Annotated in this window: 12 protein-coding genes; 11 read left to right on the top strand and 1 reads right to left on the bottom strand. The window is 38.4% G+C overall.

The window, feature by feature from the left end; all coding sequences use genetic code 11:
- Positions 1–38: 38 nt before the first annotated feature.
- The 4 genes from ACZZZK_RS07325 (at position 39) to ACZZZK_RS07310 (ending at position 3,317) form a co-directional block, all read left to right on the top strand.
- Entirely contained in the window at positions 39–1,046 is a 1,008-nt protein-coding gene (locus ACZZZK_RS07325; protein WP_463483569.1) for a sensor histidine kinase, read from the top strand.
- Positions 1,047–1,096: 50 nt separating this feature from the next.
- Positions 1,097–1,816, top strand: a complete 720-nt coding sequence (locus ACZZZK_RS07320; RefSeq protein ID WP_463483568.1) for a LytR/AlgR family response regulator transcription factor — start codon at positions 1,097–1,099, stop codon at positions 1,814–1,816.
- A gap of 159 nt (positions 1,817–1,975) precedes the next feature.
- Positions 1,976–2,443 (top strand): pyrophosphohydrolase domain-containing protein, encoded by a 468-nt coding sequence (locus ACZZZK_RS07315; protein ID WP_463483567.1) that lies wholly within the window; start codon positions 1,976–1,978, stop codon positions 2,441–2,443.
- 10 nt (positions 2,444–2,453) lie between these two features.
- Complete coding sequence (locus tag ACZZZK_RS07310) at positions 2,454–3,317, top strand: alpha/beta fold hydrolase (protein WP_463483566.1); 864 nt, start codon at positions 2,454–2,456, stop codon at positions 3,315–3,317.
- Here the strand turns inward: ACZZZK_RS07310 and ACZZZK_RS07305 are convergent.
- Positions 3,314–4,033, bottom strand: a complete 720-nt coding sequence (locus ACZZZK_RS07305) for an SDR family NAD(P)-dependent oxidoreductase (protein WP_463483565.1) — start codon at positions 4,031–4,033, stop codon at positions 3,314–3,316. The genes ACZZZK_RS07310 and ACZZZK_RS07305 overlap by 4 nt on opposite strands.
- A gap of 380 nt (positions 4,034–4,413) precedes the next feature.
- Here ACZZZK_RS07305 and rhaT point away from each other — a divergent pair, with 380 nt between their 5' ends.
- The 7 genes from rhaT to ACZZZK_RS07270 all read left to right on the top strand — a co-directional run bounded on the left by rhaT (position 4,414) and on the right by ACZZZK_RS07270 (position 13,419).
- Positions 4,414–5,508: an L-rhamnose/proton symporter RhaT gene (gene rhaT, locus ACZZZK_RS07300; protein ID WP_463483564.1), complete on the top strand. Its 1,095-nt coding sequence runs from the start codon at positions 4,414–4,416 to the stop codon at positions 5,506–5,508.
- A 25-nt stretch (positions 5,509–5,533) separates the two neighbouring features.
- On the top strand, positions 5,534–7,654 hold the full coding sequence (locus tag ACZZZK_RS07295; protein ID WP_463483563.1) for a bifunctional aldolase/short-chain dehydrogenase: 2,121 nt from the start codon (positions 5,534–5,536) through the stop codon (positions 7,652–7,654).
- A 290-nt stretch (positions 7,655–7,944) separates the two neighbouring features.
- Entirely contained in the window at positions 7,945–9,225 is a 1,281-nt protein-coding gene (locus tag ACZZZK_RS07290; protein WP_463483562.1) for a sugar isomerase, read from the top strand.
- A 17-nt stretch (positions 9,226–9,242) separates the two neighbouring features.
- Positions 9,243–10,622, top strand: coding sequence for an FGGY-family carbohydrate kinase (locus ACZZZK_RS07285; RefSeq protein ID WP_463483561.1), 1,380 nt, complete (start codon positions 9,243–9,245; stop codon positions 10,620–10,622).
- Between the two features lie 178 nt (positions 10,623–10,800).
- Entirely contained in the window at positions 10,801–11,832 is a 1,032-nt protein-coding gene (locus ACZZZK_RS07280; protein WP_056851789.1) for a GntR family transcriptional regulator, read from the top strand.
- 39 nt (positions 11,833–11,871) lie between these two features.
- Positions 11,872–12,471 (top strand): histidine phosphatase family protein, encoded by a 600-nt coding sequence (locus tag ACZZZK_RS07275; RefSeq protein WP_463483560.1) that lies wholly within the window; start codon positions 11,872–11,874, stop codon positions 12,469–12,471.
- 6 nt (positions 12,472–12,477) lie between these two features.
- On the top strand, positions 12,478–13,419 hold the full coding sequence (locus tag ACZZZK_RS07270; RefSeq protein WP_463483559.1) for a glycerophosphodiester phosphodiesterase family protein: 942 nt from the start codon (positions 12,478–12,480) through the stop codon (positions 13,417–13,419).
- The last annotated feature ends 40 nt before the right edge of the window (positions 13,420–13,459 follow it).

Here is a 13,459-nt window from a genome sequence, read left to right as displayed (position 1 = left end):
AAAGTTTATCACTGATCAGCGTTAAACTACTTTTATTTATGAAAAGGACAAGAATCGTAATCATACACATTGTTTGCTGGCTAGTGGTATTGGCCTATCTGTATGGTGGGGCGCTGATAAAAGGGGTAACCTTGAGGCAATCGGCATTTGATATTTCGATGAACTTTATTCAAATAGTCGAATTCTACATTTGTTATTTATGGGTGTATCCAAATTTTTTAAAAAGAGATAAAATCCCTCAGCTTATTGGAGCGATGTTTTTTACCATTGCTGTTTTTATTGCTTCGCGATACCTCATTGAGCAGGTTTTGTACAAGCATTGGTTTGATATGCAAAACTATACAGATGATACACCAATATCAAAATATATTGCAGATAATATTTATTACAGTCTGGCATTTTTGGTTATGCCCGCAGCCGTTTACAGCGTGGAACAAAACTTTAAAACCGAAATTACCAATCGGAAGCTGAAAGCAGAGGTGGTTAAATCGGAATTGGCTTTTTTAAAATCGCAGATTAACCCACATTTTCTTTACAACACTTTAAATTACGTTTATTCGCTGGCTATCCCGGTTTCTGATCAACTTGCAAATGCGGTTTTGCGTCTTTCAGATTTGATGCGTTATACTTTAAATGAAAGTGTTGATGGTAAGGTGACGCTAAATAAAGAGGTTGAATATCTGGAAAGTTATATCGAGCTTTTTAGAATGCGTTTTGAGCCTAAATTCTATGTGAGTTTTATTACTGAAGGCATAGCAGATCAAAAGTTAGCCGCTTTAATGTTAATTCCTTTTGTAGAAAATGCTTTTAAGCATGGCGTTTTGAATGATGAGCAGCATCCAGTCCGTATTAAACTAAAAGTACAGGCTAAACGATTGAGTTTTGAAGTGAGCAATAAAATAAACCGCGGGCAGAAAGATCATTCGAGCGGTGTGGGATTGGTTAATATTCAAAGGCGATTGGATTTAATATATCCTGATCAGCATGAATTGCTGGTATCGAATAATGGGAATACTTATAAAACTACTTTGATACTGAATATTTAAATGCATCAACTCACAACTTATATTTATTTTACTCGTAACTAAATTTACTTATGATCCGCTGTTTAGCTGTTGATGACGAATCTTACGCATCAGATATTATTGCAACCTTCATTTCTAAAACGCCATTTTTAGAATTGGTAGGAACCACAACTAATCCGTTTGAGGCACTAAGTTTAGTTCAGGAAGGCAAGGTTGATCTTGTTTTTCTGGATATCCAAATGCCAGAACTAACAGGTATACAGTTTTTAAAAATTTGTGGTGGAAAATGTAAGGTAATTTTAACCACTGCCTATCCTGAGTATGCATTAGATGGTTTTGATTTGGATGTTGTGGATTATCTGCTGAAACCAATATCTTATGAACGTTTTTATAAAGCGGCGATAAAAGCGCAACAAATTATTTCGCCTTCGCAGTATGAAGTCATTAATACCCCATCGCAAACAAGTGGAAACGATTTTGTTTTTATTAAGGGCGACACGAAAAATAAATTTATCAAAGTGAACTATGATGATATTTTATATATAGAAGGCTTGAAGAATTATGTGTCGGTTTACACCGCTACACAAAGAATCATTACTTATCAGGCCCTCAGGGAATTGGAGGTTGATTTGCCAAAGCCGCCATTTTATCGGGTACATAAATCGTACATCATTTCTTTGGAGAAAATTAAAATGATTGATGGAAATACAATTTACATCAATGATCAATCGATTCCGATTGGTGACACTTACAAAGAAGAATTTTTTAAAATTATAAAGGATCGAAAGTAGAATTGGACCTTGGATAAATAATTGACCGCGAATTTTCTAAAGATAAATAGCTAGCTAATGTGTGTTGATAACGTGCGCAATTGACTAGCTAGCTTGATAACAGTCCATTTAAGAATCGAACAATATTTGTTAAGTTTGCCGATACTAAATCGAACAAAAATGCAAGAAACCAATTCGCTAAATCAAGTTGCTGAATTTCATACTACGTTTAAACATCCAATCTTAGAATCACCTGTTATTCCTGCTAAACAAAGGGCAAACCTGCGTGTTGCGCTTCTGGCCGAAGAATTAAAAGAATTGCAGGAAGCTATTGAGAATGATGATTTGGTAGAGGTTGCCGATGCATTATGCGATTTGCAATATGTTTTGGCTGGAGCCATTCATGAATTCGGTTTAGGTGGAAAGTTTAAAACACTGTTTGATGAAGTGCATCGATCCAACATGAGCAAAGCTTGTAAAACTGTCGAAGAAGCAGAACTGACCATCAAACATTACCTCGATAAAGATCAAACAGAATCCTATTACAAAGAAGTTGATGGTTTGTTTTTAGTTTTTAGAAAAGCAGATGATAAAACTTTAAAGTCTATCAATTACTCTCCAGCTGATTTAAAATCACACCTGGTATAACATCTGAACATTGACGATACTAAAACAGATAGTTGCAGATATTAAAACATCGGTTGTTGAACCAGGAGAAAATCGAGATGCACTGATTCGTAAATTTGTGCTTTACTCTCCAAAAATGCCGCTCCGATTACATCAGCAGCAGCTTATTGCCGAAGCGAAAAAGTTTAACCTATCTGTTTACGACGAATACTTTACGGCAAGCGACATTGCGATTAACTGTTTTAGCTGGGGCGATGGCAAGACCAAAATATTGCTTACTCACGGTTGGGCTTCTAAAGCACTCGATTTTTACGAGCTTATTATGGAGCTCCGCAAATTGGAAGATGTAGAAATAATCGCTTTCGATGCCCCTGGAAACGGAGGTTCGGTTTCAGAACTTTCTAACCTCATACTTTATAAAAATTCGGTTAAGGCGATTATAGAAAAATATGAAGTTGTCGATTTCGTGATTGGCCACTCTCTGGGTGCTATGGCCAACATTTTGGCGCTGCAAGATTTAGCCATTCAACCAACACTGTTAATGAGCATTGCTCCCTTAATTAAACTGAAAGAAAATTTTGTGCAGAGCTTGGAATCTATAGGTGTGAATCAAGCAGATCAGGATATTTTCTTTAGCAATTTTGAGCTTGAAGTGAAAATCCCCGCAGACCATTTCAATCTGTTAAATCTGTATCATTTGGATCCGTCGATTAAGCATTTAGTAATTTTCGATCCAGAAGATCACATCTCACTTTACCCTTATCTGCAGGATTTTTTAGCGCAGAACAAAGAGATCACAGCAATTAAATTTGAGGACATCGGTCATTTCAAAATTATTAAATCGCCGGAGGTAATTTCATTAATAGTTGGAGAAATTATGGCGAGAATAAATTAAAGGTTGGTTCGGAGGTTACCCATGCCGCCATCAATATTAATAATCTGACCAGTTATCCAGTTGCTTTCATCGTTTAATAAAAATGAAATTGCTGCAGCAATATCTTCTGGTTGCCCATATTTTCCAAGTGGATGTCTTTTTGCCGATGCTGTTTTTTTGTCATCAGTGTTTAATAAGCCAGCTGATAAACGCGTATCGGTAAGTGATGGTGCTACTGCATTTACCCGAATGTTTACAGCCGAAAATTCTGCTGCTAAAGATTTTGTTAAACCTTCAATACCTGCTTTCGCACTCGAAATACTGCTGTGAAATCCCATCCCGGTTGTTGCCGCAACCGAACTTATCAAAACTATTGAAGCAGAATTGGCTGCTTTCAGATTTTTGAATGCTTGCTGAATTACTTTAGCGGCTCCAATCACGTTTAGGCGGTAGTCATTCAAAAAATCATCTTCCGAAACCCTACCAAAAGGTTTTAAAGTAATGCTTCCTACAGAATACACCAGGCCATGCAATGTTTCAGGTAAAAAATCAGCTAATGCATTTACGTCTTGCAAAACGTCTAATTCCTGGTGTTTAACGCCAGCTGGCCATTCCTCGCTTATTGTTCTTGAAGCGGTATAAACTGTTGCCCCTTTTTCTGTCAGGCTTTTTACCAACGCCAAGCCAATTCCCGAGCTTCCTCCAACCACTAAAATATTCTTATTATTGAAATCCATGATAGCTATACTTCAAAAACGCCATTTTAGTTTTTGTAGTCCGAATATTATAGCACAACGGAGAGGCTATGCGCTAAAAATCTTCACAGATGTGGATAAAGTAAATTACGTAAACAAGGTAATCAAATTTCCTGGAATAGAACTTTTGAAGTGGGAATAGGGAAATTTCACTTCGAATACGCAGTAACAAATAAGTTGCTACAGATACTATTGCAAATCAGCGCCATTAACCGTCGTAAGTTTACCCGAATAAGCGATGGATTGTCGCCCTCCGGTTTAATCGGTCCGGTTCGAATTTTGAGCAATTAACATGACAGTGCATAACAGTAGAGGTATCCTTATTTTCTATTTTAGACCAACCAAATATTTAAAATTAGAGCATGCAGGCATTTTTAGGCGTTATTTTTCATTTCATCGGCGGTTTCGCGTCCGGGAGTTTTTACATACCATATAAAAAGGTAAAAGGTTGGGCCTGGGAAAGCTACTGGATAGTTGGCGGCATTTTTTCCTGGCTAATTGTTCCGCCTTTAGCAGCTTATTTAACCATTCCGAACTTTACTGATATTATTGCCACTGCGGAAGGAAAAACTTTAGCACTGGCTTATTTCTTTGGCGTTCTTTGGGGCATTGGAGGTTTAACTTATGGCCTGGGTGTTCGTTACCTTGGCGTTTCATTGGGTAGCAGTATTATTCTTGGGCTTTGCATGGTGCTCGGTTCAATTTTGCCTTCTATTTATTTCGATGTTTTTCCACAGGAAGGCAAAGATACTTTCACTATGTTTTTGCAAACCGATTGGGGCCGAATGGTATTGCTCGGGCTAATCGTTTGTGTACTTGGAATCGTGATTTGCGGTAAAGCCGGAATGATGAAGGAAAAAGAAATCAACACAGGTGTTACCGATCCACATGGTTTGGAAGTAAAAACGGAGTTTAAATTCGGTTTAGGTTTATTCGTTGGTATCGTCTCAGGTGTTTTAAGTGCTTGTTTCAATTTCGGTATCGAAGCCGGTAAGCCAATGGCTGATGCCGCAAATTCTATCTGGAAAGCAGCAAACCCATCAGAAACCGGTAATTTTCTTTTCTCCAACAATGTAACTTACATCATTGTACTTTGGGGTGGTTTAACTACCAACTTCATTTGGTGTATGATTTTGAACGCCAGAAATAAAACATTCGGCGATTATACCAACGCAAAAACACCGCTCTTAAAAAACTATATATTTTCAGCGCTTGCAGGTACCACGTGGTTTCTACAATTCTTTTTTTATGGAATGGGAGAGAGCAAAATGGGCAACGGCGCAAGTTCATGGATATTACACATGGCTTTCATCATCTTAATTGCCAACGTTTGGGGCTTGGTGTTAAAAGAATGGAAAGGCGTATCCAGAAAAACATTCATTACGGTGTTGGCTGGGATCATCACCATCATTGTTTCCGTGCTAATTGTAGGTTACGGTAATTCACTTAAAGGATAAATCACAAAAAATAAAAAATACGATAATGTCGATCGAAACGAAAAATTATAAACACGTAAGCTATTTGTGGAATGAAGAGGAAGCCGCAAAACTAGCAGGCGATGAAGTAGCTTTACTAATTTACCGTTCAAATTTATTAGGTGCCGATTTGCGCTTAACCAACTATGGTGGTGGAAATACATCATGTAAATTGATGGAAAAAGATCCGCTAACAGGTTCGGAAACCGAAGTAATGTGGGTAAAAGGTTCTGGTGGCGATTTGGGCACTTTGAAAAAAAGTGGATTAGCAGCGCTTTATGTTGACCGCTTGCGCAGTTTGAAAAATATTTACCGTGGTGTGGAGCATGAAGATGAAATGGTTGAATTGTTCAATCACTGCATTTTCGATTTAAGCTCAAAAGCACCATCAATTGATACTCCGTTGCACGGCTTTTTGCCTTTTGCACACATCGATCACTTGCATCCGGATGCAGCTATCGCGATAGCGGCAGCAAAGGATGGAAAGAAAATTACCGAAGAACTTTTCGGTGGCACAATTGGATGGGTAGAGTGGAAAAAACCTGGTTTTGAACTGGGATTGACACTGAAAAAATGTTTAGATGAAAACCCAGGCATCCGCGGAATTATGTTGGGTTCTCATGGTTTATTTACCTGGGGAGATACTGCCTACGAAAGTTACCTGAACACTCTTGATGTAATCGAAATTTGTTCAGAATACCTGGCGCAAAATTATGGCAAAAAAGGTCCGGTATTTGGCGGACAAAAAATAGAAAGTGCTGATGCAGAAAGCCGTAAAAAACAAGCTGCTAGTTTAGCGCCGATTTTACGTGGATTGTGTTCATCAAAACAACATATGATTGGTCATTTCACTGATGACGTTCGTGTGTTAGAGTTCACCAATTCTAATGATCTTTCTCGTTTGGCACCAATGGGAACAAGTTGTCCAGACCATTTTTTGAGAACGAAAATTAGTCCGCTGGTTTTGGATTTAAAAACCGATGCAGATTTATCGGATACCAAAGCGGTAAAAGAATTGCTTTTGCCAGCTTTTGAAGCATATCGGGCAATGTATACTGATTATTATGAAACTTGTAAACATGATAACAGTCCTGCAATTAGAGACACTAACCCGGTGGTAATCTTATATCCTGGAATCGGGATGTTTACTTTTTCGAAAGATAAGCAAACTGCAAGGGTAGCTGCCGAATTTTATATCAATGCCATTAATGTAATGAAAGGCGCTGAAGCCATTTCAGAATATACTTCACTGCCACATCAGGAAGCTTTTAACATCGAATATTGGTTGTTAGAAGAAGCGAAATTGCAACGCATGCCGAAGCCAAAGCCCTTAACTGGAAAAATCGCTTTGATTACCGGTAGCGCTGGTGGTATTGGAAAAGCAATTGCAAAAAAATTCGTTGCTGAAGGTGGCGTTGTGATTTTGAATGACATGAATGCCGAGCGTTTGGCAGAAGCCGGTGCTGATTTCGAAAAACAATTCGGAAAAGATTCATACAGTACTGCGGTTCTAAACGTAACCAGTCAGGAAGATATTGATGGTGCATTTGCTGCTGCGGCTTTGGCTTTTGGAGGTATCGATATTGTAGTGAACAATGCAGGTTTATCCATTTCTAAAACAATCGGCGATCACACTGAAAAAGATTGGGATTTATTGTACGATGTATTAGTTAAAGGGCAGTTCTTTATTACTCAAGCAGCTACCAAAACCATGCAAAAGCAGGATATAGGTGGCGATATCATCAATATTGTAAGCAAAAACTCATTGGTAAGCGGACCAAACAATGCAGGTTATGGAAGTGCGAAAGCGGCGCAATTGCATTTAAGCAGGTTAAATGCTGCTGAGTTGGGTGCTGATAACATTCGTGTGAATGTGGTTAATCCTGATGCCGTAATTAGCGATAGTAATATCTGGGCTGGCGGATGGGCTGAAGGCAGAGCAAAAGCCTACGGAATTACTGTTGCCGAACTGCCTGCATATTACGCAAAACGTACATTGCTTAACCAGATTATTTTACCTGATGATATTGCAAATGCATGTTTCGCCTTTGTAGGTGGCTTGTTAAGCAAATCTACCGGCAACATGTTAAATGTTGATGGTGGCGTAGCAATGGCTTTTGCCAGATAAAAAAGACGCCGTCATTGCGAGGTATGAAGCAATCTCATTCTGGCTAAAATTTTAGTAAATATGAATTGCTGCCCCTCGGTCTGTGTTCTCACAGATCGAAAAGTAAAGTAAGTAAACGATCTTTGGAAACACGGATCAAGAATAATATTTAAAATAGTTTTAGTAAGTTGTTCTCTCGGTCTGTGGTTCGCCACAGACTGGAAATGACTTTAAAATTCTCAATCTAAATTGAGGATCAAATCAAAGCGATTTATCGCTTAATTATTAACCTAACAAAACCAAATATTCTCATGAATATCGAGCAGAACCAAATAGAAAAACACAATGATTCCCTTATCAGTTCACATCAGCGCAAGCTCAACTTTTTAAAAGAAGATTGGTCGCATGTTGATTTAGAAGGTGTAATCCAGAAATTGGTTGATTTTCAGATTGCGATTCCATCATGGGCTTTAGGTACAGGTGGTACACGTTTCGGTCGTTTCGCCATTACTGGTGGCGAGCCCCGCACAATCGAAGAAAAAATTGAAGATGTTGGTTTGCTTCATGCTTTAAATGGGGCAAGCGGTGCTATTTCCCTTCACATCCCTTGGGATATCCCACAAAATGCAGAGAGTTTAAAAAGCCTTGCAGCTGGCTACGGACTGAAGTTCGACGCCATGAATTCAAACACTTTTCAAGATCAGGCTGGTTCGGCACATAGCTATAAATTTGGTTCCTTACAAAATGTAAATAAAGCCATTCGCAAGCAAGCTATTGAGCATAACATCGAAGTAATTAAACATGGTGTGGCGCTAGGTTCTGATGCACTAACAGTTTGGCTGGCCGATGGATCTTGTTTCCCTGGTCAGTTAAATTTCCGTAGGGCATTCGAAAATACATTAGAAAGTTTAGAAGAAATTTATTCGGCTTTGCCGGCAGATTGGAAACTTTTTGTAGAGTACAAAGCATTCGAACCAAATTTCTATTCTACAACAGTAGGAGATTGGGGTCAGTCGCTGCTTTACGCAAGCAAATTGGGGAAACAAGCTTATACCTTGGTAGATTTGGGTCACCATTTACCAAATGCAAATATCGAACAAATTGTTGCCTTGCTTTTGATGGAAGGAAAGTTAGGTGGTTTCCATTTTAACGATTCCAAATATGGTGATGATGATTTAACTGCCGGAAGTATCAAGCCTTATCAGTTGTTCCTGATTTTTAATGAGCTGGTTGAGGGTATGGATGCGAAAGGAATGAACCATGCTAAAGATTTAGGATGGATGATAGATGCCTCTCACAATGTGAAAGACCCTTTGGAAGATTTACTACAATCGGTAGAAGCCATTATGATTGCTTATGCTCAAGCCTTATTGGTAGATCGTAAAGCTTTAAATGCCGCACAGGATAATAACGACGTGGCAAAAGCACAGGAAATTTTACAAAATACTTTCCGTAGCGATTTAAGAGCGTTAGTGGCTGAGGCAAGGTTAAGAGCTGGAGCAGCTTTGGCTCCGATAAGCTTATACCGCGATTTGAGTGTAAGATCAAATTTAGTTAGCCATAGAGGAAATACTGTAGCAACAGGTTTATAAAAAAGGGAGCTAAAGAGATGCCAAAACCGGTTATTGCAATATTTGACGTTGGGAAAACGAACAAAAAACTTTTTCTTATTGATGAAAATTATCAGATTGTTTACGAACGTTCAGCCCGTTTCGTAGAAACTGTTGATGAAGATGGTGAGCCATGTGAAAATCTGGAGAGCCTGAAATCATCTGTTTACGATTCTTTGCATCAGGTTTTGCAGATGAAAGAGTTTGATGTTAAAGCTGTCAATTTCTCTACTTACGGTGCCAGTTTTGTGTATCTCGATGAAAATGGATCACCCTTAACACCGCTTTATAATTATCTGAAAGAATATCCAGAAGAATTAAAAAAAGAATTTTATGCAAAATATGGCGGCGAGGAAAAGATCTCTTTAGAAACTGCCTCGCCGATATTAGGTAGTTTAAATTCTGGAATGCAGCTTTACAGACTTAAAAAAGAGCGACCTGCTTTATTCGATAAAGTGAAGTATGCGTTGCATTTGCCGCAATACTTAAGCTTCTTGATTACCGGTAAAGCCGTTAGCGATATCACCAGCATTGGCTGCCATACACAACTTTGGGATTTTAACCAAAATCAGTATCATCAATGGGTGACTTCAGAAAAAATTGAGGAGAAATTTGGTGAATTTACGCCTGCCGATTCAAGCATCGCAACTACTTTTAATGGCGCAACTTTTCAGGTTGGCGTTGGTTTGCATGATAGTTCAGCCGCATTAATTCCTTACCTGGCGAACTTTAACACGCCATTTATTCTAATCTCAACAGGTACCTGGTGCATCAGTTTAAATCCTTTTAATCAAGAGCCGCTTACTAAAGAAGAATTGAAACAAGACTGCCTTTGTTATATGCATTACAAAGGTAAGCCGATAAAAGCTTCCCGAATTTTTGCGGGCTACGAACATGAAGTACAGTTAAAACGTATTGCCGAGCACTTCGATAGAGCCGCTTATTTATTTAAGCACCTGAAGTTTAATCCTTCCATGATTTTGAAGCTGGCCAATAAAGTGCCGGAAAACCTGACTGCGCAAACAGAATTTTCAGCTAATTCCGCGTTCCCGGATCGTGATTTGAATCTTTTTCAAACTGCCGAGGAAGCCTACCATCAGCTTATTTTTGATCTGGTAAAGCAACAGATTTATTCTTTAAACCTGGTTCTAAATTCGGGTGTAAAAAGAGTATTTGTCGATGGCGGATTTGGTAAAAATGCTATTTATATGCACCTGCTGGCCACCTCTATTCCTGATATTGAGGTTTATGCGTCTTCGGTTTCGCAAGCCACTTCCATTGGAACAGCACTGGCAATAAATGATGCCTGGAATGAAAACCCGGCACCAACTGATATGATTCAGCTCAAATATTACTCTGCAATTCAACGGACGATATAGCGTCATCTAGAATGCGAAATTATTCGCGATGCAAATGGGTACCTGAAGCTTTTTCACCGGGTAACCTGAGTGGTTTCATTGTGTTAAGGTTAAAAAATGAGCGGAATGAAATAATCTCTAATGTACCCGACCTCAAACCACATTAATTTGCTATATTCGGGCTTAGAGCCAGCATATAGTGAAAACAGACGACCTAATTTCCTTAATTCAGATTGATGAATATTCTTCAACGCCGAAGTATAAGCAACTTACCAATGCGATACTAAGTGGCATCGAATCTGGCAAACTAAAAAAAGGAAGTTTGTTGCCATCAATTAATGAGCTAAGCTTCAGTCTGGAAATGTCAAGAGATACGGCAGAAAAAGGTTATCGTAACTTGCGTAAACTGGGTGTTGTCGATTCTGTTCCTGGTAAAGGATATTTTATTACCAACATAGATTTTTCCAGAAAACTCAAAGTTTGTTTGCTATTCAATAAACTGAGTACCCACAAAAAGATTATCTACGATTCGTTTACGAAAGCAATTGGAGAAAAAGCAGCTATAGATTTCTATATCTACAACAACGACTTTGCATTCTTTAAAAAAATGATCACCTCTAAAATTGACGACTACACCCATTTTGTCATCATTCCACATTTTTTAGAAGGGGGTGAAAATGCACACGAAATTATCAATACCATCCCAAAGGAGAAATTAATTATTTTGGATAAGTTGTTGCCAGGGATTACTGGCGATTTTGCAGCTGCTTATGAAAACTTCGCTCAAGACATTTATGCCGCTTTAGAACAGGCCTTGCCACGATTATCTCAATACAGTACAATCAAAATTATTTTCCCAAAAAACAGTTATTTTCCACAAGAAATTTTAACAGGTTTCTATCGGTTTTGCCAGCAATATGCTTTTGATCACAAAGTGATTCACAATATTAAGGAAGAAGAAATAAAGCCAGGCGAAGTTTATATCAACTTGATGGAGGATGATTTGGTAACGCTAATAGAACGATTAATTGTCCTTAAACTAAAAATCGGGCAGGATGTTGGTGTAATTTCTTATAACGAAACCCCTCTCAAACGTTTCATTCTAGATGGAATAACCACAATATCTACAGATTTTCATGAGCTTGGCACACAGGCAGCAGAATTTGTATTAAATGGAAAAACCGAAAAACTCGAAGTTCCATTCTACTTAAATCTTCGTAATTCACTTTAATTTTTTTGGTTGATTATTTGCTTAAACACGAAGAAATTTATGCTTAAAGTATATTTATTAAGGCACGGAGAAACTGCTTATAATGCAGATGGAAACCGTTATTGCGGTAGAACAGATATCGAATTGACGACAAAAGGGCTCAGGCAGGCAAAATTTGTTTGCGATCAGCTGAGCGATATGAAGATTGATGCGGTTTATTCTTCTCCACTGCTTCGTGCAAAAAGAACCGCCGAAATTGCATCTGGAAAAAGAGAGGTGTTTGTAGATAATCGATTAATTGAAGTCGATTTTGGCAATTGGGAAGGCAAAACAAAAGAAGAATTCGTAGCCGAGAATGCCTCATTGTGGACCAATTGGATGAATGCTCCAGAAACCAATAAAGCCGGTGGAACCGGAGAATCGGCTACAGAAATTCTAGATCGAGTAACCAGTTTTTTTGATGAGATGATGTCTAAACATCGTAACCAAACCATCATGGTTGTTGGGCATAATGGCATCAACCGCCTTTTTATGGCGAGCAAACTCGGAATGCCATTAAAAAATTATCGCCAGCTGGCACAGCAAAATTCATCCATAACGGAAATTGAATTTGATGAGGATGGCGTAATGACGCTCAGACTTTTAAACAGCAAAATATAATTCGAAATGAAAACTACCTTAAAGGCTTTCCTGTTTGCCAAGCTTGTTTTTGCTAGCTCTGTTTGTGTATTTGCACAAACTAATATCAACACGCTAAAAATTAAAAATGTAAACGAACTGCGTGAATTTTTTAAATACACAGGAAAAACTATACCCATTATTAGCGGCCACAGGGGCGGTACGGTTAAAGGTTTTCCAGAGAATTGCATTGCCACTTTTGAAAATACGCTGAAATTTACACCAGTTTTTTTTGAGATTGATCCGAGGCTAACCAAAGATAGCGTTTTGGTTTTAATGCATGATGCTACGCTTGACCGAACTACAAACGGTACTGGTAAGGTAGCGGATTATACTTTTGCCGAGCTTCAAAAATTTAGATTGAAAGATCCGGAAGGGCATGTTACGAAGTACAAAATCCCGACACTGAAAGAGGTAATTGATTGGAGCGCTGGTAAAACAGTGGTCAATTTAGATCGTAAAGATGTGCCTTTAAATATGCAGGAACGAATCTTAAAGCAAAATCCAAATAAAGTAATCATGATTACTGTTCATGATGCCCAACATGCTAAGTTTTACTACGATCAAAATCCTAACCGAATGTTTTCTGCTTTTGTGAAAACTAAGAAAGCTTTGTTGGAATACGAAGCTGCAGGTATTCCTTGGGAAAGCATGATTGCTTACATTGGACCAACTAACAAACCTGAAAATAAAGAACTTTTTGATATGCTCCATGCCCGCGGCGTGATGTGTATGATTTCTGCAGCCACCACTTATGATAAGTTGGCAACGAAAGAAGATAGGGCTAAAAATTATAGAGAAACCTTTGAACAGGGAGCAGATATTTTAGAATCTGATTTGCCAATTGAAGTAGCCGAAGCCATTACAACGCTCCAGCCAAAAAATAATCCGAAAGCCAGGTTTATGGACAAAGTAAACCTTAAAAAATAAGTATCAATCCATGGCTCAAGCATTAGCAAAACCCGAATGC

The sequence above is a fragment of the Pedobacter sp. AC163 genome, assembly GCF_979258665.1.
This window is presented reverse-complemented; position numbering and strand designations above follow the sequence as displayed.

Coding starts and splice junctions, on each gene's coding strand:
- ACZZZK_RS07325 (WP_463483569.1), top strand. CDS start 39: ATGAAAAGGACAAGAATCGTAATCATACACATTGTTTGCTGGCTAGTG.
- ACZZZK_RS07320 (WP_463483568.1), top strand. CDS start 1,097: ATGATCCGCTGTTTAGCTGTTGATGACGAATCTTACGCATCAGATATT.
- ACZZZK_RS07315 (WP_463483567.1), top strand. CDS start 1,976: ATGCAAGAAACCAATTCGCTAAATCAAGTTGCTGAATTTCATACTACG.
- ACZZZK_RS07305 (WP_463483565.1), bottom strand. CDS start 4,033: ATGGATTTCAATAATAAGAATATTTTAGTGGTTGGAGGAAGCTCGGGA.
- rhaT (WP_463483564.1), top strand. CDS start 4,414: ATGCAGGCATTTTTAGGCGTTATTTTTCATTTCATCGGCGGTTTCGCG.
- ACZZZK_RS07295 (WP_463483563.1), top strand. CDS start 5,534: ATGTCGATCGAAACGAAAAATTATAAACACGTAAGCTATTTGTGGAAT.
- ACZZZK_RS07290 (WP_463483562.1), top strand. CDS start 7,945: ATGAATATCGAGCAGAACCAAATAGAAAAACACAATGATTCCCTTATC.
- ACZZZK_RS07285 (WP_463483561.1), top strand. CDS start 9,243: ATGCCAAAACCGGTTATTGCAATATTTGACGTTGGGAAAACGAACAAA.
- ACZZZK_RS07275 (WP_463483560.1), top strand. CDS start 11,872: ATGCTTAAAGTATATTTATTAAGGCACGGAGAAACTGCTTATAATGCA.
- ACZZZK_RS07270 (WP_463483559.1), top strand. CDS start 12,478: ATGAAAACTACCTTAAAGGCTTTCCTGTTTGCCAAGCTTGTTTTTGCT.